General features: G+C 75.3%; 17 protein-coding genes. 9 read left to right on the top strand and 8 right to left on the bottom strand.

What is annotated here, in order from left to right; all coding sequences use genetic code 11:
- Window positions 1-38 precede the first annotated feature (38 nt).
- Window positions 39-1,457 (top strand): DNA recombination protein RmuC, encoded by a 1,419-nt coding sequence (locus AAHH18_RS10920; protein ID WP_343301630.1) that lies wholly within the window; start codon window positions 39-41, stop codon window positions 1,455-1,457.
- A 94-nt stretch (window positions 1,458-1,551) separates the two neighbouring features.
- Here AAHH18_RS10920 and AAHH18_RS10915 read toward each other — a convergent pair whose 3' ends face one another.
- The gene (locus AAHH18_RS10915) at window positions 1,552-2,595 is read right to left on the bottom strand and encodes a 4-hydroxy-3-methylbut-2-enyl diphosphate reductase (protein WP_283321129.1); all 1,044 of its coding nucleotides are present in this window, start codon (window positions 2,593-2,595) and stop codon (window positions 1,552-1,554) included.
- Window positions 2,596-2,721: 126 nt separating this feature from the next.
- On the opposite strand from AAHH18_RS10915, the gene xseA reads away from it, so the two are divergent.
- The 3 genes from xseA (at window position 2,722) to AAHH18_RS10900 (ending at window position 5,554) form a co-directional block, all read left to right on the top strand.
- Window positions 2,722-4,089, top strand: coding sequence for an exodeoxyribonuclease VII large subunit (gene xseA, locus AAHH18_RS10910; protein WP_459349117.1), 1,368 nt, complete (start codon window positions 2,722-2,724; stop codon window positions 4,087-4,089).
- A 154-nt stretch (window positions 4,090-4,243) separates the two neighbouring features.
- Entirely contained in the window at window positions 4,244-4,516 is a 273-nt protein-coding gene (locus AAHH18_RS10905; RefSeq protein ID WP_459349116.1) for an exodeoxyribonuclease VII small subunit, read from the top strand.
- A 90-nt stretch (window positions 4,517-4,606) separates the two neighbouring features.
- Entirely contained in the window at window positions 4,607-5,554 is a 948-nt protein-coding gene (locus tag AAHH18_RS10900) for a carbohydrate kinase family protein (RefSeq protein WP_343301628.1), read from the top strand.
- 104 nt (window positions 5,555-5,658) lie between these two features.
- Here the strand turns inward: AAHH18_RS10900 and AAHH18_RS10895 are convergent, their stop codons facing one another.
- Genes AAHH18_RS10895 through AAHH18_RS10880 form a run of 4 tightly spaced genes read right to left on the bottom strand, consistent with a single transcriptional unit; the run spans window position 5,659 to window position 10,235 of the window.
- Entirely contained in the window at window positions 5,659-7,038 is a 1,380-nt protein-coding gene (locus tag AAHH18_RS10895) for an ABC transporter ATP-binding protein (protein ID WP_343301627.1), read from the bottom strand.
- Between the two features lie 26 nt (window positions 7,039-7,064).
- Window positions 7,065-7,904 (bottom strand): carbohydrate ABC transporter permease, encoded by an 840-nt coding sequence (locus tag AAHH18_RS10890; protein WP_459349120.1) that lies wholly within the window; start codon window positions 7,902-7,904, stop codon window positions 7,065-7,067.
- Between the two features lie 8 nt (window positions 7,905-7,912).
- Window positions 7,913-8,899: a carbohydrate ABC transporter permease gene (locus AAHH18_RS10885; protein ID WP_343301626.1), complete on the bottom strand. Its 987-nt coding sequence runs from the start codon at window positions 8,897-8,899 to the stop codon at window positions 7,913-7,915.
- Window positions 8,900-8,945: 46 nt separating this feature from the next.
- A complete protein-coding gene (locus AAHH18_RS10880; RefSeq protein ID WP_343301625.1) occupies window positions 8,946-10,235 on the bottom strand; it encodes a sugar ABC transporter substrate-binding protein in 1,290 nt (429 codons plus the stop codon).
- Window positions 10,236-10,446: 211 nt separating this feature from the next.
- Between AAHH18_RS10880 and AAHH18_RS10875 the strand changes: the two genes are divergently transcribed.
- Window positions 10,447-11,109 carry a carbonic anhydrase gene (locus tag AAHH18_RS10875; RefSeq protein WP_283321133.1) on the top strand — a complete coding sequence of 221 codons (663 nt, stop codon included), beginning with the start codon at window positions 10,447-10,449 and terminating at the stop codon, window positions 11,107-11,109.
- 135 nt (window positions 11,110-11,244) lie between these two features.
- On the top strand, window positions 11,245-12,657 hold the full coding sequence (locus tag AAHH18_RS10870) for a class II fumarate hydratase (RefSeq protein WP_343301624.1): 1,413 nt from the start codon (window positions 11,245-11,247) through the stop codon (window positions 12,655-12,657).
- 40 nt (window positions 12,658-12,697) lie between these two features.
- Here the strand turns inward: AAHH18_RS10870 and AAHH18_RS10865 are convergent, their stop codons facing one another.
- On the bottom strand, window positions 12,698-13,183 hold the full coding sequence (locus AAHH18_RS10865; protein WP_343301623.1) for a MarR family winged helix-turn-helix transcriptional regulator: 486 nt from the start codon (window positions 13,181-13,183) through the stop codon (window positions 12,698-12,700).
- A gap of 74 nt (window positions 13,184-13,257) precedes the next feature.
- On the opposite strand from AAHH18_RS10865, the gene AAHH18_RS10860 reads away from it, so the two are divergent.
- On the top strand, window positions 13,258-14,478 hold the full coding sequence (locus AAHH18_RS10860; protein ID WP_343301622.1) for an FUSC family protein: 1,221 nt from the start codon (window positions 13,258-13,260) through the stop codon (window positions 14,476-14,478).
- A gap of 16 nt (window positions 14,479-14,494) precedes the next feature.
- On the opposite strand, the gene AAHH18_RS10855 is transcribed toward AAHH18_RS10860, so the two are convergent.
- Together AAHH18_RS10855 and AAHH18_RS10850 are read right to left on the bottom strand one after the other, a co-directional pair.
- Complete coding sequence (locus tag AAHH18_RS10855; protein ID WP_283321137.1) at window positions 14,495-15,844, bottom strand: PhoH family protein; 1,350 nt, start codon at window positions 15,842-15,844, stop codon at window positions 14,495-14,497.
- A gap of 278 nt (window positions 15,845-16,122) precedes the next feature.
- Complete coding sequence (locus AAHH18_RS10850; protein WP_283321138.1) at window positions 16,123-16,884, bottom strand: isoprenyl transferase; 762 nt, start codon at window positions 16,882-16,884, stop codon at window positions 16,123-16,125.
- 188 nt (window positions 16,885-17,072) lie between these two features.
- Between AAHH18_RS10850 and trhA the strand changes: the two genes are divergently transcribed.
- Both trhA and AAHH18_RS10840 read left to right on the top strand, forming a co-directional pair.
- Complete coding sequence (gene trhA / locus AAHH18_RS10845) at window positions 17,073-17,744, top strand: PAQR family membrane homeostasis protein TrhA (protein WP_343301621.1); 672 nt, start codon at window positions 17,073-17,075, stop codon at window positions 17,742-17,744.
- A gap of 23 nt (window positions 17,745-17,767) precedes the next feature.
- Window positions 17,768-18,541, top strand: coding sequence for a GTP pyrophosphokinase (locus AAHH18_RS10840; protein ID WP_343301620.1), 774 nt, complete (start codon window positions 17,768-17,770; stop codon window positions 18,539-18,541).
- Window position 18,542: the final 1 nt, after the last annotated feature.

Genomic DNA, 18,542 nt, shown 5'->3' with positions numbered 1-18,542 from the left:
CCCGGGGCGTGTCGGTGGTCGCTGGCAGGCTGCGACGCATGACGGATCTCGCGCTCGTGGTCGCGCTCGCCGGCTCGCTGCTCGTCGGCGTGGCGGTGGGCTGGCTCGCCGCGGCCGGTCGCTCCGCGGCGCGGCTGCGGGCGGCGGAGGTGGAGGCCGCGCGGTGGCGGGCGTCCGCGGAGGTCCGCGGGGAGCTCGGCGGGACGGCCGGCGAGGAGCGGCAGGCGGACCGGTTCCGGGCGCTCGCCGCCGACGCGCTCGCCCAGAGCAGCGAGCAGTTCCTCGCGCTCGCGCACCAGAGCCTCGCCGCGCGGCACCAGGAGCAGTCCGGCGACCTGGCCCAGCGCGAGCAGGCGGTGCGGGCGCTGGTCGACCCGCTGGCGCGGACGCTCGACGCCGTGCGCACGGAGCTGCGCACCGCCGAGCAGGCCCGCGCGCAGGGCGACGCCGCCCTCGGCGAGCAGGTCCGGCAGATGCGCGAGGAGGCCGGGCGGCTGCGGGAGGAGACCGCGCGGCTCGTGACCTCGCTGCGGTCGTCGCAGGTGCGGGGCCGCTGGGGCGAGGTCCAGCTGCGGCGCGTCGTCGAGGCCGCCGGGATGCTGCCGCACGTCGACTTCGTGGAGCAGGACCAGGTGCGCACCGACGACGGGCTGCTGCGGCCCGACATGGTCGTGCACCTCGCCGGCGGCAAGCGCGTGGTGGTGGACGCCAAGGTCGCGTTCCTCGGCTTCCTGGAGGCGGTCGAGGCGACGGACCCGGCGGAGCGGGAGCGGCGCACCGCGGCGCACGCGCGGCACGTCCGCGCCCACGTCGACCAGCTCGCCGCCAAGCGCTACTGGGACCAGTTCGCGCCGTCGCCGGAGTTCGTCGTGATGTTCGTGCCGGCGGAGGCGTTCCTGCACGCGGCGCTCGACGTCGACCCCGGCATCGTCGAGCGGGCGTTCGAGCAGAACGTCGTGATCGCCACGCCGATGACGCTGCTCGCCCTGCTGCGGACCGTCGCGTACGCCTGGCGGCAGGACGCGCTGGCCGGCAACGCCCAGGCGGTGCTCGACCTCGGCAAGGAGCTGCACGGCCGCATCGCGACGCTCGGCGGGCACCTGTCGAAGGTCGGCCGGGCGATCGACGGCGCAGCCACGGCGTACAACCAGTCCATCGCGTCGCTCGAGTCGCGCGTCCTGGTGTCCGCGCGGCGCCTCGCGGACCTGCGGGTGGTCGACACCGACCTGCCCACGCCGCAGCCCGTCGAGCGGCGGCTCTCGGTCGTCACCGCCCCGGAGCTGGTGGCGTGGGAGCAGGCGCGGGTCGTGGGGCTCGACGGCGAGGGAGTGCCCGGACGCGGCACGGAGCGCGACCGGGCGGCGGCCCTGGGCGCGCTGGACGACGCCGTGCTCGGGGCCCCGGGCGACACCGGCACGACCGACGACGCGGGGACGACCGGCGGTCGGGCGACCTGAGCGCGCGCTCGCGGGCGCGGATCACGACGCGCTCCCCGGCGCACTCCCGGGAGGCGGACCGTGGCGCTCTCCCAGGGGCGGACCGCGGCGGGAGTCAGACCGGGCGGACCGCCAGGTCGCGGCGCTCGCCCCGGCGGGGTCGCGGGTCGTCCGTGCCCGCCGCCCGCAGGTCCGTCCGCAGCTCCCGCGGCAGCGAGAACATCAGGTCCTCCGTCGCGGTGCGGACCTCCTCCACCTCGCCGAAGCCGTGCGCCGCCAGGACGTCCAGCACGTCCCGCACCAGGATCTCGGGCACCGAGGCGCCCGACGTCACCCCGACCGTCCGGGCGCCCGCCAGCCACGCCGGGTCCACCTGGGCGGCCGTGTCGACGCGGTACGACGCCCCCGCACCGGCCTCGAGCGCCACCTCCACGAGGCGCACCGAGTTCGAGGAGTTCGCCGACCCGACCGTGATCACGACGTCGCACTCCGGCGCGAGCTTCTTCACCGCGACCTGCCGGTTCTGCGTGGCGTAGCAGATGTCGTCGCTCGGCGGGTCCTGCAGCAGCGGGAACCGCTCGCGCAGCCGGCGCACCGTCTCCATCGTCTCGTCGACCGACAGCGTCGTCTGCGAGATCCACACGACGCGGCTCTCGTCCCGCACGGTCACGTCGGCGACCGCCTCGGGCGACGCGACCACCTGCACGTGGTCCGGCGCCTCGCCCTGCGTGCCCTCGACCTCCTCGTGGCCCGGGTGCCCGATCAGGAGCACGTCGAGGTCGTCGGCGGCGAACCGCACCGCCTCCCGGTGGACCTTCGTGACGAGCGGGCAGGTCGCGTCGATCGTGCGCAGCGACCGCGACGCGGCGGCGGCCCGCACCGCCGGGGACACGCCGTGCGCCGAGAACACCAGCCGCGCGCCCTCCGGCACCTCGTCGGTCTCGTCGACGAACACCGCTCCCCGCGCCGCGAGGGTGTCGACGACGTGGCGGTTGTGCACGATCTCCTTGCGGACGTACACCGGGGCCCCGTAGTGCTCCAGCGCCTGCTCGACGGCGACGACCGCGCGGTCGACGCCGGCGCAGTACCCGCGCGGGGCGGCCAGGAGCACGCGCCCGCCGCGGCGGGCGTCCGGCGCGGGCGCGGTGTCGGGCGTCACCGCGCCAGTCTAGGCGCCGGGCACCCGGCGACGACCGGGCGGCGACCGGGCGGCACCCGGTCGCGCCGGGCGGCCGGGCAGCGGCGACCGCGCCGGGGTGTCGGGGCGGCGTGGCAGGGTGGGTGCGTGCAGCAGCCCTCCCCCGACGTCCCGCGCACCGCCGCCGGCCCGCGCCCGGGGACGCCCCCGACGGACCTGCCCGCCCGGGCCCTCGACACGACGGCGGAGCGCCCGTGGCCGGTGCGGCTGCTGTCCGTGAAGATCGCCGACTACGTCGCGAAGATGTCCCCGCTCTGGGTCGAGGGCCAGGTCGTGCAGCTCAACCGGCGCCCCGGCGCGGGGATCGCGTTCCTCACGCTGCGCGACACGGACACGGACATGTCGCTGCCCGTGTCGCTGCCCGCCCAGGTGCTGGCCTCGGTGGCGACGCCGCTCAGCGAGGGCGCGCACGTCGTGGTGCACGCCCGCCCGACGTTCTGGACCAAGCGCGGCACGCTGCAGCTCAACGCCGACGAGGTCCGGGCGGTGGGGATCGGCGAGCTGCTCGCCCGCATCGAGCACCTCAAGCGCGTGCTGGCCGCCGAGGGGCTGTTCGACGCCGAGCGCAAGGTCGCGCTGCCGTTCCTCCCGCGGGTCGTCGGCCTGGTGTGCGGCCGGGAGTCCAAGGCCGAGCACGACGTCGTCGTGAACGCCCGCGCCCGCTGGCCCCAGGTCGAGTTCGTGATCCGGGAGGTCGCGGTCCAGGGCGCGGGCGCCGTCCCGCAGGTGAGCCGGGCGATCGCCGAGCTCGACGCGGACCCGCGGGTGGAGGTCGTCGTGGTCGCGCGCGGCGGCGGCTCCGTGGAGGACCTGCTGCCGTTCAGCAACGAGGCGCTCGTGCGGGCGGCGGCGGCGTGCCGCACGCCCCTGGTGTCGGCCATCGGGCACGAGACGGACACCCCGCTGCTCGACCTCGTGGCGGACTACCGCGCGTCCACCCCGACGGACGCCGCGAAGCGCATCGTCCCGGACGTCGGCGAGGAGCGGGCGCGGGTGGCGCAGGCCCGGTCGCGCATCCGGGCCGCGGTGGAGCACCGGGTGGCGCGGGAGGCCGCCGGGCTCGAGCAGGTGCGCAGCCGCCCCGTCCTCGCGCGCCCCGGCACGATGGTGGAGGCGCGCGAGGCGGACGTGCACCGGCTGCGGGAGACCGCGCGACGCTGCCTGGACCACGCGCTCACCGGCGGGGCCGCGCAGGTCCGGTCCCTGGCGGCCCAGGTCAGGGCGCTGTCGCCGGCGGCCACCCTGGAGCGCGGCTACGCCGTCGTCCAGACCGCCGACGGGGCGGTGGTGCGGGACGCCACGAGCGTCGCCGCGAAGGACTCGCTGCGCGTGCGGCTGGCCCGCGGCGAGCTCATCGCGTCGGTGGTGGCCGTGGCACCGGGCCGGCGCCGGCCCGCCGACGCGGACACCGCGGCGGGCGCTGACGCCGCGTCGGGCGGGGCCGCCGGCTCCTGACCGCGGGCGGCGGCGCCGGGACGGCCCGGCGACGGCGCACGGGCCGGGCGGCGCGCGGCGCTCCCCTGGCACCGGCTCGACGGCCGGGTCCGGGAGGCGCGCCGCGCGTCCCCGGACCGGTGTCCCGGGCCGGGTGTCCTCGGTCGTTGGTTAGATGGGACCCGTGAGCGCCACCACCCCCGCACCGGACGCCCCGGGCGTCGCCGAGCTGTCCTACGAGCAGGCCCGTGACGAGCTGGTCGCCGTCGTCTCCCGCCTGGAGGCCGGTGGCGCGACCCTGGAGGGGTCGCTGTCGCTGTGGGAGCGCGGCGAGGCGCTCGCCGCGCGCTGCCAGGAGTGGCTCGACGGCGCGCGGGCCCGGCTGGACGCCGCCCGGACCTCCGACGACGCCCCCGACGCGCCGGCCGGCGAGGGCCGCCCGGCCTGACCGTCCGCGGGCGCCGGCCGCCCGGTCCCTGATCCGCCCGACCCCGACCGAGACCGTCCCCCGGCACCGCAGCCGGACCGAAGGAGCAGCATGTCCGAGCAGTCCGCCCCCGCCACCTCCCGCGCCCTCGTCGTCGGGGAGGCCCTCGTCGACGTCGTGCTGCGGCCGGGCGACGAGCCCGCCGAGCACCCCGGCGGCAGCCCCGCGAACGTCGCGATCGGCCTCGGGCGGCTCGGGCGCCAGGTGGACCTGCTGACCTGGCTCGGCGACGACGCGCACGGCGACCTGGTGCGCGCGCACCTGGAGTCCTCCGGCGTCCACGTGCTGGCCGGCGACCGGCGTCCCGAGCGGACCCCGGTCGCCCGCGCGCACGTCGACGAGGCCGGTGTCGCGAGCTACGAGTTCGACCTCACGTGGGACCTGCCCGACCGCTGGGACGAGGGCGACGGCGAGGCGCTCGTCGTGCACACCGGCTCCATCGCCACGGTCATCGAGCCGGGCGGCGAGGCGGTCGCGCGGCTGCTCGCCGACCGGCGTGCGACCGCCACGCTGACGTACGACCCGAACCTGAGGCCCGCGCTCATGGGCTCGCCGGAGCGGACGCTGCCCGTCGTGGAGCGGCTCGTCGGGCTGGCGGACGTCGTCAAGGTGTCGGACGAGGACCTCGGCTGGCTGCACCCGGGCGTCGCCCCGGTGGAGGTCGCGCGCGACTGGGTCGGGCGCGGGCCGGCGCTGGTCGTCGTCACGCTGGGCGGCGAGGGCGCGCTGGCGGTCACCGCGGGCGGCGACGAGCTGACCGTCACGGCACCGCGGGTGCAGGTCGCGGACACGGTCGGCGCCGGCGACTCGTTCATGGCGGGGCTGGTCGACGGCCTGTGGACCGCGGGCCTGCTCGGCGCGGACGCCCGCGACCGGCTCCGGGCGGTCGACGTGGCGACGGTCGAGCGGGTGCTGGCGCGCTGCGTGGCGATCGCCGCGATCACGGTGTCCCGCGCCGGCGCGAACCCGCCCACGTCCGCGGAGCTGGGCGAGGCCTGACCCTCCCGGCGGGCCCAGCCCCCGCCCGAGGTCGTCACGTCCGGCCGAGGTCGTCACGCGGACCTGACGACCTCGGCCCGGGCTGACGACCTCGACGGCGGAGCTCAGCCTGCCTGGCGGTGCCGGCCCGCTGACGGTTCGCGGCCGCCGGACTGCTCGGCGCCGCCGGACGGCTCGCGCTCTCCGGACGGCTCGCGGCCGGACGGGCGGCCGTCCGACGCCGCGCCGTCGTCCGAGCGCTCCGCGTCGCGGTGCGCCCGCTCCAGCGCGGCCCGGCGGTCCTCCTCCGTCTCGGCGTCGATCCGCTTTGCCGCCTCGTCGTCGTACGTGAGGTTCTCGCCGGACTCCGGGTCGAACACCAGCAGCCGGCGCGGCTCGAACCACAGCTCGGCGCGGCTGCCGTCCCGCACGCGGCTCTCCGACCCGAGCGCGACGACGACCTGCGTCCGCATGCCCTCGCCGTCGAGGTCCCGGTCGAGCTCCTCGAGCTTCGCCGCGACGTCGGCGTGGGTCTCGAACGGGATGTACGCGTACAGCTCGGCGCCGAGCCACTCGACGACGTCCACGTCCGCCTCGAACCGCACGCCGCCGTCCCGCTTGGCGTCGTCCATCACGCGCGCGTCCTCGACGTGCTCGGGGCGCAGCCCGACGATGACCAGCTCGCGGCCGTCGATGCGCTGCCGCAGGTCGTCCGTGAGCGGCACCTCGGCGAACGGCAGCACCAGGGAGTCGCCGCGCACCTCGCCCGGCATGAAGTTCATCGGCGGCGACCCGATGAACCCGGCGACGAACAGGTTCACGGGCTGCTCGTACAGCGCCCGCGGGCTCGCGACCTGCTGCAGCTCGCCCTTGCGGAGCACCGCGACCCGGTCGCCGAGCGTCATGGCCTCCGTCTGGTCGTGCGTGACGTAGACGGTGGTGGTGCCGAGCCGGCGCTGCATCCGGGCGATCTCGGTGCGCATCTGGCCGCGCAGCTTGGCGTCGAGGTTCGACAGCGGCTCGTCGAACAGGAACGCGCGCGCGTCCCGGACGATCGCCCGGCCCATCGCGACGCGCTGCCGCTGGCCGCCGGACAGGTTCGCGGGCTTGCGGTCCAGGTGCTCGCGCAGCTCCAGGGTGTCGGCGGCGAACTCGACGTGCGAGCGGATCTCGTCCTCCGTGAACTTCCCCTTCTGCAGCCGCAGCGGGAACGCGATGTTCTCGAACACCGTCAGGTGCGGGTACAGCGCGTAGTTCTGGAACACCATCGCCAGGTGCCGGTCACGCGGGGCCTTGTCGTTGACGACCTCGTCGCCGATCCTCAGCTCGCCGGACGTGATGTCCTCGAGGCCGACGATCATCCGGAGCAGCGTCGACTTCCCGCAGCCGGACGGCCCGACGAGGATGACGAACTCCCCGTCCTTGATGTCGAGGCTGACGCCGTTGACCGCCGGGTAGCCGTCGCCGTACTCCTTGACGATGTCCGTCAGGGTGATGGATGCCATGGGGTTCCTCCTCGTGCGGCGGGGCGTCAGCCCTTGACGGCGCCCTGGGTCAGCCCGGAGACGATCTGGCGCTGGAACAGCAGCACCAGCACGACCACGGGCACGGTGACGACGACCGCGGCGGCGGAGATGGCCCCGGTCGGCTCCTCGAACTGGGAGGCGCCGGCGAAGAACGCCAGCGCCGCGGGGACGGGGCGCGCGGCCTCGGTGGACGTGAGCGAGATCCCGTACACGAAGTCGTTCCAGGCGATGAAGAACGCGATCAGCGCCGTGGTGAACACGCCGGGCGCGGCCAGCGGGACGATCGCCTTGCGGAACGCCTGCCAGGTGGTGGCGCCGTCCACCTGCGCCGCCTGCTCGAGCTCCCACGGGATCTGCCGGAAGAACGCGGTGAGCGTCCAGATGGAGATCGGCAGCGTGAGCGACAGGTACGGGATCACCAGGCCGGGCCAGGTGTCGTACAGCCCGATGGACCGCCAGAGGTTGAACAGCGGCGTGACGATCGAGATGACCGGGAAGATCGACACCGCGAGCGCCGTGGTGAGGATCAGCTTGCGGCCGGGGAACTGCAGCCGCGCGATGGCGTAGGCGGCGAGCGTCGACAGCACCACCGAGATGGCCGTGGCGATCAGGGAGATGCCGACGGAGTTGCGCAGCGACGACAGGAACAGGTCCTGCGCGGACCCGTCGGGCGCGAGGATCTGCTCGTAGTTGCCCAGCGTCCACGTGCTCGGCAGGAACGTCCCGGTGTTGAGGTCGCTCGACAGCTTGAACGACGTCGCGAGGATGGACGCGACGGGGAACAGCGCGTAGATCAGCACCGCGAGCGTGATCGCCGCCCAGGCGACCTTCTGCCGGCCGGACATGGCACCCATCAGCGGTCCCCCCTCGCGCCGGCCAGGTCGACCTTGAAGATCTTGATCGCGATGAAGCAGATGATCAGGACGCACACGAACAGCAGCACGGAGATCGCGGACCCGAGACCGATCTCGAGCCGGCTGATGGACGTCCGGTAGGCCAGCAGCGACAGCACCGTGGTGTTGTTCGCGCCGTTCGTCATGATGAAGACGTTGTCGAAGATGCGGAACGCGTCGAGCGCCCGGAACAGGACGGCGACCATGATCGCGGCCTTCATGTTCGGCAGGACGACGCGCTTCATCCGCTGCCACCACGTCGCACCGTCGACCTGCGCGGCCTCCTCGAGGTCGCCCGGGACCTGCGCGAGGCCGGCGAGCAGCAGCAGCGAGATGAACGGCGTGGTCTTCCAGACCTCGGACGCGATGATGACGAACAGGCTGGTGCCGGTGCCGGCGAACCAGTTGAGGTCGGGGCTGATGCCGGGCACCCAGTCGAACCAGTGGTTCACGTACCCGGAGTCGATGGCGAACGCGTAGAACCACGCGAACGCCGAGACGACGGTGATGATCCCGTAGGGCACGAGGATCGCGGTGCGCAGCAGCCCGCGCAGGCGCGTGATCGCCCGGTGCATGACGAGCGCGAGCGCGAACCCGAGCACCAGCTCGATGGCGACGGTGACCAGCATGATGATCGTCGTGACCAGCAGCGAGCCCCAGAACACGGGGTCGGTGAGGATCACCGCGTAGTTGCCGAGCCCGACGAACGCCCGGTCGCCCGGGGCGGTGAGCCGGTTGCGGAACAGCGACTCGTAGACCGCCTGCAGGATCGGGTAGGCGGTGACCGCGAGCATCACCACGAACGCCGGCCCGGCGAGCAGCCACCCGAGCCGCGCCTCGGCCCGCGCCCGGTCGCTGCGGCGCGGCTTGCCGGACCGCCCGGGCCCGGACCCGCGGGTGCTGCGCGCGGCGACGCCCGCCGTCGCGCCGGTGACCTCGGTGCTCATCTCGGCGCCCCCTCGGGTCCGGCGGGGCGCGCGTCCTCGCGTCGGTTCACAGCAGGCGCTCCCCTCGCAGCACGGCAGTGATGAAGTCGGTCGACTCCTGCGGCGTGGAGTCCGGGTCGACGGAGGCCGGCGGGTGCCAGGTCTCGACGAGGCCCTGGGAGACCTCGTTGTAGTACGGGGTCTGCGGGCGGGGCGCCGCCTGCTCCAGCGACTGCCGGATGACGTCCGCCATGGGGAACGTCTCCTGCACGTCGGGGTCGTCGTAGGCGACGGTGCTGGCGGGCGGGTTGCCGTCGGAGACGAAGTACGCCGCCTGGTTCTCGGGCGTCGTGATGCACACCGCGGCCTCGTACGCCTCGTCGACGTGCTCGCTGAACGCCCCGACGCCGAGGTTGATCCCGCCGTACGGCGGCGCGGCGTCCTCGCCCTCGACGACCTGCGGGTAGACCGCCCAGCCGACGTCGTCGAGCAGCTCCTGGTCGAGCGTGCCGTCCTCGACCGCGCCCTGCATGGCCGGCCACACGAACGGCCAGTTCACCATGAACGACCCGCTGTCCCCCTGGAACTGCGAGAGGGAGGCGTTCTCGTCCTGCGTCGGGAGGCCGGGCCCGCCGAGCCCCTCGGAGCCGATCTCCCCGATGATCCGCGCCGCCTCGCGCCCGGCCTCGGAGTCCAGCCCCAGCTCGACGTCCTGGGCGTCCGCCTCGGGCGTCTCGACGATGTGCCCGCCCGCCGACTCGACCAGCGCGTTGATCCAGACGGTGTAGGCCTCGGCCTTGACGCCCTGCACGCCGAGGCGCTTGTCCTGGTCGCGGGCCGCGTCCATCACCTGGTCCCACGTCACCGGCTGCGACATGTCGAGACCGGCGGCCTCGGCGACGGACGTCCGGAACCACAGCAGCTGCGTGTTCGCCCAGAACGGCACGGTCACCAGCTCGTCGCCCCAGGACGCTCCCTGCAGCGCGCCCTCGGCGACGTCCTGGCTGACCCGGTCGGCGACCTCCGGCGGCACCGGCGCGAGGAACCCCGCGTTCGCCAGCTCGGGGATGAACGGCGGGTCGAGGCTCATGAGGTCGATCGAGGAGTCCGAGGCGGCGAGGCGCCGGGCGAGCTGCTCGCGCTGGGCGCTGGCCTCGCGGGGCAGCACGGACACCTCGATGCGGTAGGCGCCGTCCGCCTCCTCGGTGCACTGCTGCGCGAGCGCCGCCTGCCCGCCCGCGTCGGGGTTGGTGTACCAGGTCAGCACGGGGGTGTCGTCGGCCGGGGCGCACGCCGCGAGCCCCACGCCGAGCGCGAGCACGGCTCCCGCGGCGATCCCCCTCGATCGTCTGCGCACCCTCACCGCTCCCTCCCCTGGTGCCCCGGGGCGCCCGACCTGCGCACCCGCGGCGTCCGCCACGCGTCCCCCCAAGTGCTACCCGGCTCCGGACGGTCCTGCCACCGGAAGGCGCGTCGGGGCCGCGCGGACGGATCCAGGCCGGGCGCCTGCCGGGCGCCTGCCGGGCCCCGCGGGCGCGCACCCGCCGGGCGGTGCGATCATGACCGCCATGGCACACCCCACGACCCCCGCCGAGGCCTGGTCCGCGCTGCGCGACGGCAACGACCGGTTCGTCCGCGGCGAGATGGAGCACCCGTCCCAGGGCATCGACCGGCGCGCCGAGGTGAGCACCGGGCAGGCGCCGTTCGCGGTCGTCTTCGGCTGCTCGGACAGCCGCGTCGCGGCCGAGATCATCTTCGACCAGGGTCTCGGCGACGTGTTCGTCGTCCGGACGGCGGGCCACGTGCTCGACACGACCGTCATCGGCTCCATCGAGTACGGCGTCGAGGTGTTGGGGGCCTCCCTCGTGGTCGTCCTGGGGCACGACTCGTGCGGGGCGGTGGCGGCGGCGACGGCCGCGCTGACCACCGGGGAGCTGCCGCGCGGCTTCGTGCGGGCCGTGGTCGACCGCGTGATCCCGAGCATCGTGTCGCTCGCCCACGGCCCGGACGCCGACGGGCGGCCGCGGGACCTCGCGACGGTCGACCCCGCCGAGCTCGGGCACGAGCACGTGCGGCACACCGTCGACATGCTGCGCTCGTACTCGGTGACGCTCGCGGAGGCGATCGACGCCGGCCGGTGCGCGGTGGTGGGCGTGGAGTACGCGCTGGCCGACGGGCGGGCGCGGCTGACGACGGCCGTGGGCGAGGTGGGCGACCGGCCCGCCGCCTGACGGGCGCGCCCGCACGCCCGGCGCGCCGGCCACGCCACGCCCCGCGCCACCGGCGGGTGTGACGTGCGCCATAACCCGGGACGAAGGTCCCGGACGGCCGGGCCGGCGGCACGCGGCGGTGGCAGGATGCCGCGCATGAGCCTGCACGCCGACGACGACGTCCAGTACCGCACCGAGCACGACACGATGGGCGAGGTCCGCGTCCCCGCCGCCGCGCTGTACCGCGCGCAGACCCAGCGCGCCGTCGAGAACTTCCCGATCAGCGGGACGACGCTGGAGCGCGGCCACATCGCCGCCCTGGCGCGCATCAAGAAGGCCGCGGCCCTGGCGAACGCCGAGCTCGGCATCCTGGACCGCGCCGTCGCGGACGCGGTCGCCGCCGCGGCGGACGAGGTCGCCGACGGCCGGCACGACGCGCACTTCCCGGTGGACGTCTTCCAGACCGGCTCGGGCACGTCCTCGAACATGAACATGAACGAGGTGCTGGCGACGCTCGCGTCGCGGGCGCTGGGCGCGGACGTGCACCCGAACGACCACGTCAACGCCTCCCAGTCCTCCAACGACGTGTTCCCGACGTCCGTGCACGTCGCCGCGACGGCGGGCGCGGTGCAGGACCTGGTGCCCGCCCTCGAGCACCTCGCCGTCTCGTTCGAGCGGCTCGCCGAGCGCCACGCCGGCGACGTGAAGTCCGGCCGCACGCACCTCATGGACGCCACCCCGGTCACGTTCGGCCAGGAGTTCGGGGGGTACGCGGCCGCAGTCCGCCGGGGCGTCGAGCGGGTGCAGGCGGCGCTCCCCCGCGTCGCGGAGGTCCCGCTCGGCGGCACGGCGGTCGGCACCGGCATCAACACCCCGGCCGGCTTCCCGCAGCGGGTCATCGCGCTGCTCGCGCAGGACACGGGGCTGCCGCTCACCGAGGCGCGCGACCACTTCGAGGCGCAGGGCGCCCGCGACGGGCTGGTCGAGCTGTCGGGCGCGCTGCGGACCATCGCCGTCAGCCTGACGAAGATCTGCAACGACCTGCGCTGGATGGGCTCCGGCCCCAACACGGGGCTCGGCGAGATCCGCATCCCCGACCTCCAGCCGGGCTCCTCGATCATGCCCGGCAAGGTCAACCCGGTGGTCCCGGAGGCCGTGCTCATGGTCGCCGCCCGGGTGGTCGGGAACGACGCGACGGTCGCCTGGGGCGGCGCGAGCGGCTCCTTCGAGCTCAACGTGCAGATCCCCGTCATGGGCCAGGCGGTGCTGGAGTCCGAGCGGCTGCTGGCGGCGGCGTGCCGGGTGCTCGCGGACCGGTGCGTCGACGGCCTGGAGGTCGACGTGGAGCGCGGCGCCGCGTACGCGGGGTCGTCGCCGTCGATCGTCACGCCGCTGAACCGGCTGATCGGCTACGAGGCCGCCGCGAAGATCGCGAAGCACGCCGTCGCGCAGGGCGTCACGGTGCGGGAGGCGGTGCTGGCGCTGGGCTACGTCGACCGCGGGGAGCTCACGGAGCAGCAGCTCGACGAGGCCCTCGACCTGCTGAGCATGACCCGCCCGAGGGCCTGAGCACGCGCGGCGCCGACGCTCCGGGGCCGCGGGGCCCCGGCTAGGCGCCGTCCTCGACCCGCGTCAGCACCCGGGACAGCAGGGCCGCCAGCGTCGCCGCCTCGGCCGGGTCGAGGGCGCCGAGCGCCTCGGCCTCCCGGGCCAGGTGCTCGGGCATCAGCCGGTCGACCGCGGCGCGGCCGTCCGCGGTGAGCGCGAGCAGCACGCCGCGGCGGTCGCGGTGCGGGGTCGTGCGCGCCACCAGCCCGGCCCGCTCGAGCGCGTCCGCACGCTTGGTGATCGCGGCCGGCGAGGCGGCGGTGATGGTCGACACCTCGGCGGCCCGCAGGGGGCGGCCCGCCCGGCGCAGCGCGCACAGCACGTCGAACTCGCCCCGGGTCAGGTCCGCCACCGCGAGCGCGGCCTCGGCCCGGGCGTCGAGCAGCGCGGCGATGCGGGTGATCCGGCCGGCCACCGCGATGGGCGCGACGTCGAACGCCGGGGCCTCGCGCTCCCAGTCCTCGCGCAGGCGGTCCACGCTGTCCACGGCGGCCACCCTACCGAGCGTGAGTTGCTTCACGAATCATTTACCCGTGAACGATTCGGTGGCAGCATCGCCCGGTGCACCGCCTGTCCCTCGCCGCCGCCCTCCTGCACCCGTCCCAGCTCCGCGCCGCCGTCCGGCCGCGCCCCGGCGGGCCGAGCACCCGGGAGTCCCTGGGCGGGGCGCTGCGGTGCGGGGCGAGCGTCGCGCTGGCGTTCGTGCTGGTCGCCGCGCTCGGCCGCCAGGACCTGGCCGGCTACGCCTCCCTCGGCGCGCTGGCGTCGCTGTACGGGCGCTCCAGCGGCTACGCGTGGCGGCTGCGGCTCATGGCCCTGGTCGGCGCGGCGCTCACCGCCGCCGTGGCCGCGATGTCGGCGCTGTCGGCCGCGGGCGCCCCGGTGGTCGTCGAGCTGGCCGCGCTGACCCTGCTCGCCGCGGGCGCCACGGCCGGCGCCGTCGCGCTGCGCACCGGCCCGCCGGGGGCGACGATCCTCGTGTTCGCCGCCGGCGCGGGTGCCGCGGCGGCGACCGGCGCGAGCGACGTGGCGGGGCGGGCGGTCGCGGTGGCGGGCGGCGCGCTCGTCGCCTGCCTGGTGTGCAACGCCGGCCGGGTGCTCGGCCGGCACGGCGGCCGCCCTGCCGGCGCCGCGCCGCGGGTGCGGGACGTCGTGCGGGAGGGCACCGCGGGCGGCGCGGCGCTGTCCCCCACGCTCTCGGTCGCCGTGGCCGCGGCGCTCGCCGCCTCCGTCGCGGTCGCCGCCGGCTGGGGTCACCCCGCCTGGGCGGTGATGGGCGCGACCGCCGTCCTGCAGGGCGCGCACGTCCGGCACATGGGCGTCCGGGCGCTGCAGCGCGCCGCCGGGACCACCGCCGGCGTCGCGCTCGCGCTCCCGCTGCTCGGCGCGCACCTGCCGTTCTGGGCCGTGGCGGCGCTGGTCGTCGTGCTGCAGACCGCCACCGAGCTGGTCGTCGCGCGGCACTACGGGGCAGCGATGCTCACCATCACCCCGATGGCGCTGCTGATGACCTCGCTCGGCGCGCCGCCGGACCCCGCCCGGCTCGCGCTGGACCGGGCCCTCGACACCGCGGCGGGTGCGGTCGTCGGGCTCGTCGTCGCGGTGCTCGCGGCGCGCCCGGAGCACGCGGGCGAGCCCGGTGCGGCGACGGCCGGCGCGGCGGCGGTGCGGATCCGTCCGGCCGGACACGCCGGGCGTGTCGGTGCGTGCGGATCCGAACGCACCGGAGGGGGCGGCGGCAGCGGGACGGGTCAGGCGGCCCCGGTGCGGACCTCGCGCTGACCCGCCCGCCGGCGCCTCAGAGCTCGATGCCCTCCAGCAGCTCCGTCACGAGCGCCGCCACCGGCGACCGCTCCGAGCGCGTCAGCGTGACGTGCGCGAACAGCGGGTGGCCCTTGAGCGCCTCGATGACCGCCGCGACGCCGTCGTGCCGCCCGACCCGCAGGTTGTCCCGCTGGGCGACGTCGTGCGTGAGCACCACCCGCGAGGACTGCCCGATGCGGGACAGCACCGTGAGCAGGACGTTCCGCTCGAGCGACTGCGCCTCGTCGACGATCACGAACGCGTCGTGCAGCGAGCGCCCGCGGATGTGCGTGAGCGGCAGCACCTCGAGCAGGTCGCGGTCGATGACCTCCTCGACCACCTCGCGGCTGACCACCGCACCGAGGGTGTCGAACACCGCCTGCGCCCAGGGGTTCATCTTCTCGGACTCGTTGCCCGGCAGGTAGCCGAGGTCCTGGCCGCCGACCGCGTACAGCGGCCGGAACACCATCACCTTGCGGTGCTGCCGCCGCTCCAGCACGGCCTCGAGCCCCGCGCACAGCGCCAGCGCCGACTTGCCGGTCCCGGCCCGGCCGCCGAGCGACACGATCCCGACCTGCTCGTCCAGCAGCAGGTCGATCGCGATGCGCTGCTCGGCGCTGCGGCCGTGGAGCCCGAACACGTCCTGGTCGCCGCGGACCACCTGCACGTGCTTGTCGGCCGTCACGCGGCCCAGCGCCGAGCCGCGGGGGCTGTGGATCACCAGGCCCGTGTGGCACGGCAGCGACGGCGCGTCCTCGACGTCCGCGAGCGGCAGGCTGTCGTGCTCCCAGAGCTGCGCCATCTGCTGCTCGGTGAGGTCGAGCGCGTCCATCCCCGTCCACCCGGAGTCGACGGCGAGCTCGTGGCGGTACTCCTCGGCGCGCAGCCCGATCGCCGAGGCCTTGATGCGCATCGGCAGGTCCTTCGACACGACCGTCACGTCGCGACCCTCCGCCGCGAGGTTGGCCGCGCACGCCAGGATCCGGGTGTCGTTGTCGCCGAGCCGGAACCCGGCCGGCAGCACGCCGGGGTCGATGTGGTTCAGCTCCACCCGCAGCGTCCCGCCCTGGTCGCCGATCGGCAGCGGCGCGTCCAGGCGCCCGTGCTGCACCCGCAGGTCGTCGAGCATCCGCAGGGCGGCGCGGGCGAAGTACCCGAGCTCGGCGTGGTGCCGCTTGCCCTCCAGCTCGGTGATCACGACGACGGGGAGCACCACGTCGTGCTCGGCGAACCGCAGGATCGCCCGGGGGTCCGACAGCAGGACGGACGTGTCGAGGACGTGTGTCCGGCGCCCCTCCCCCGGCTGCTCGATCGAGGTGGTGGCGGTTCCCAGCTTGCTGACCACGGCAGGCTCCCTCCGGCGCCGATCAGCGCCGCATCGGGCCCCTCGCGCCGTCCGTGCCCCGTGGGGCGGTGCGACGCGCGGTGACGGGACGAGGGCGGCCGGCCCGGGCGTCGGGCCACGACCGGCCCTCCTCCCGGAGCGGATGCTCCATGGGCTGGCCTCCCCGGGACGGCGGGCGCCGTCCGTTGCTCTCGGACGCTACGCCCGGCCGGCAGGGGTGCGGCGCGCGCGACACGCCCGCGGCGCGGCGCGAAACCTGATGTTCACCCGGCGGGCGCCTACCGGCCGTGCCGGCGCTCCCGCGCGGCGTAGTCGCGCACGGCGCGCAGGAAGTCGACCCGCCGGAAGTCCGGCCAGTACGCCTCGCAGAAGTAGTACTCGGAGTGCACCGACTGCCAGAGCATGAACCCCCCGAGCCGCTGCTCCCCGGAGGTGCGGATGACCAGGTCCGGGTCGGGCTGGCCCTTCGTGTACAGGTGGTCCGCGATGTGCTCCACGTCGAACGTCGCGGCGATCTCGTCCAGCGAGGCGCCCTCGGCCGCGCGCTCGGCGAGGTAGGACCGCACCGCGTCGGCGATCTCACGGCGGCCGCCGTAGCCGATCGCGACGTTCACGTGCAGCCCGGCGACGTCGGCGGTCGCGGACTCGGCGTCCCGCAGGATGCCGCGCGTCCGCTCCGGCAGGAGGTCGAGCGAGCCGACGGCCTGCAGCCGCCACTGCCGCGTCGCCGCGAGCTCGCGCACGGCGTCCTCGATGATGCCGAGCAGCGCCTCGAGCTCCTCGGGGTCCCGCGTGAGGTTGTCGGTCGAGAGCATCCAGAGCGTGACGACCTCGACGCCGACCTCCTCGCCCCACTGCAGCAGGTCCGCGATCCGGTCGGCGCCGCGCCGGTGCCCGGTGGCGGTCGACTCCCCGAGCTGGCGGGCCCAGCGCCGGTTGCCGTCGAGGATGACCCCGACGTGCCGGGGCACCCGGTCGCGTGGCAGCGAGGCGGCCAGCCGACGCTCGTACAACCCGTAGAGCGGGTGGGGCAGGCGCACGCGCGGAACTCCTTCGCCGGGAGGGGTGGCGGTGCTCACGCTACCGCCCGGCGGACCCCCGACGGCCGCGCGGACGGAGGGCGCGCGGAGGAGAACTCGTGCAGGGTGCATGAACCTACGCACCCGTAACCTACGCATTCGTAGGTTACGCTGCAGCCGACGTCACCGAGCCGAGGAGGGGATGCGCCGTGAAGGTCACCGAGACCGCCGAGCAGGTCGCGCAGGCCGTCAAGCCGCGGCTGCGCGGGTGGATCCACGCCGGCATGTTCCCGCTGGCCACCGCCGCGTCCGTCGTCCTGGTCGTGCTCGCGCCCACCGCCCCGCTCACGATCGCCTCGGCGGTCTTCGGCGGGGCCGCGATGCTGCTGTTCGGCACCAGCGCCGTCTACCACCGCGGCACGTGGTCGCCCCGGGTCGCCGGCGTGCTGCGCCGCATGGACCACACGAACATCTTCCTCGTCATCGCCGGCACCTACACCCCGCTCGCCGTGGCGCTGCTCCCGGCGGCCACCGCCCGGACGCTGCTCGTCATCGTGTGGTCCGGGGCGCTCGTCGGGCTGCTCGCGCGCGTGTTCTGGCTCGGGGCCCCGCGCTGGGTGTACGTGCCCGTGTACATCGCCCTCGGCTGGGTGGCGGTGTGGTTCCTGCCGGCGTTCGGTCGCGCGCCCAACGGCGGCCCCGAGGTCGTGTGGCTCGTCGCCGCCGGCGGCCTCGCGTACACGGTCGGCGCCGTCGTCTACGGGTTGAAGCGGCCGAACCCCAGCCCCCGCTGGTTCGGGTTCCACGAGATCTTCCACCTGCTCACCGTCGTCGGGTTCAGCTGCCACTACGCGGCCGCCGCGCTGGCGGTGCTGCGCTGACCTCTGCGGTTACGGTGGAGGTCATGTCCGCCGTGCAGCCCGTCCGCGACGTCCCCGACCCCGCGCAGGTCCGCGCGCTGGTGCGCGAGATGCGCCGCCTCGCCCTGACGTACAAGTTCGGGATCGACGAGGTCATGACGAAGATCGCGATCCTGCGGGACGAGTTCCGCCACATGCAGGACGACAACCCCGTGGAGCACGTCGGGTCGCGGCTGAAGTCGTTCGAGTCCATCGCGGCCAAGTGCCGGCGCAAGGGCATCCCGCTCGACCCGGACGCCGTGCGCTCCCAGATGTTCGACATCGCCGGCGTGCGGGTGACGTGCTCGTTCGTGTCGGACATCTACCGGCTGCGGGACATGCTGATCGGCCAGGGCGACCTCACCCTGCTCGAGGAGCGCGACTACATCGCCCACCCCAAGCCGAACGGCTACCAGTCGCTCCACCTCATCGTCCAGGTGCCGGTGTACCTGTCCGACCGCGTCGAGGACGTCGTCGTGGAGATCCAGCTCCGGACCATCGCCATGGACTTCTGGGCGAGCCTCGAGCACAAGATCTACTACAAGTACGCCGGCCAGGTGCCCCGCCACCTCACGGACTCGCTCAAGCTCGCGGCCGACGTGGCGGCGTCGCTCGACACGTCGATGGAGCGCATCCACCACGAGGTCAAGGCGCTGGCGGGCGAGCAGCCGGTGCCCGGCCCCGGGGCCGACGACGCGCTCAGCCCGGAGGACCTCATGCGGTCGTTCTGGCCCGCGCCGGACACGCAGCTCGACGCCGAGGGCCGTCCCCGCGTCTGAC

Source organism: Cellulomonas olei (assembly GCF_039548315.1).
Lineage (GTDB): Bacteria > Actinomycetota > Actinomycetes > Actinomycetales > Cellulomonadaceae > Cellulomonas.
Note: the sequence above shows the minus strand (reverse complement) of the source record. Positions and strands in the feature narration are given on the sequence as shown.

Bases quoted from the DNA above. Each gene is read 5' to 3' on its own strand.
- AAHH18_RS10870 (WP_343301624.1), top strand. From the start codon at position 11,245: ATGAGCCTGCACGCCGACGACGACGTCCAGTACCGCACCGAGCACGAC.
- AAHH18_RS10890 (WP_459349120.1), bottom strand. From the start codon at position 7,904: ATGTCCGGCCGGCAGAAGGTCGCCTGGGCGGCGATCACGCTCGCGGTG.
- AAHH18_RS10920 (WP_343301630.1), top strand. From the start codon at position 39: ATGACGGATCTCGCGCTCGTGGTCGCGCTCGCCGGCTCGCTGCTCGTC.
- AAHH18_RS10895 (WP_343301627.1), bottom strand. From the start codon at position 7,038: ATGGCATCCATCACCCTGACGGACATCGTCAAGGAGTACGGCGACGGC.
- AAHH18_RS10900 (WP_343301628.1), top strand. From the start codon at position 4,607: ATGTCCGAGCAGTCCGCCCCCGCCACCTCCCGCGCCCTCGTCGTCGGG.
- AAHH18_RS10885 (WP_343301626.1), bottom strand. From the start codon at position 8,899: ATGAGCACCGAGGTCACCGGCGCGACGGCGGGCGTCGCCGCGCGCAGC.
- AAHH18_RS10875 (WP_283321133.1), top strand. From the start codon at position 10,447: ATGGCACACCCCACGACCCCCGCCGAGGCCTGGTCCGCGCTGCGCGAC.
- AAHH18_RS10840 (WP_343301620.1), top strand. From the start codon at position 17,768: ATGTCCGCCGTGCAGCCCGTCCGCGACGTCCCCGACCCCGCGCAGGTC.
- AAHH18_RS10905 (WP_459349116.1), top strand. From the start codon at position 4,244: ATGGGACCCGTGAGCGCCACCACCCCCGCACCGGACGCCCCGGGCGTC.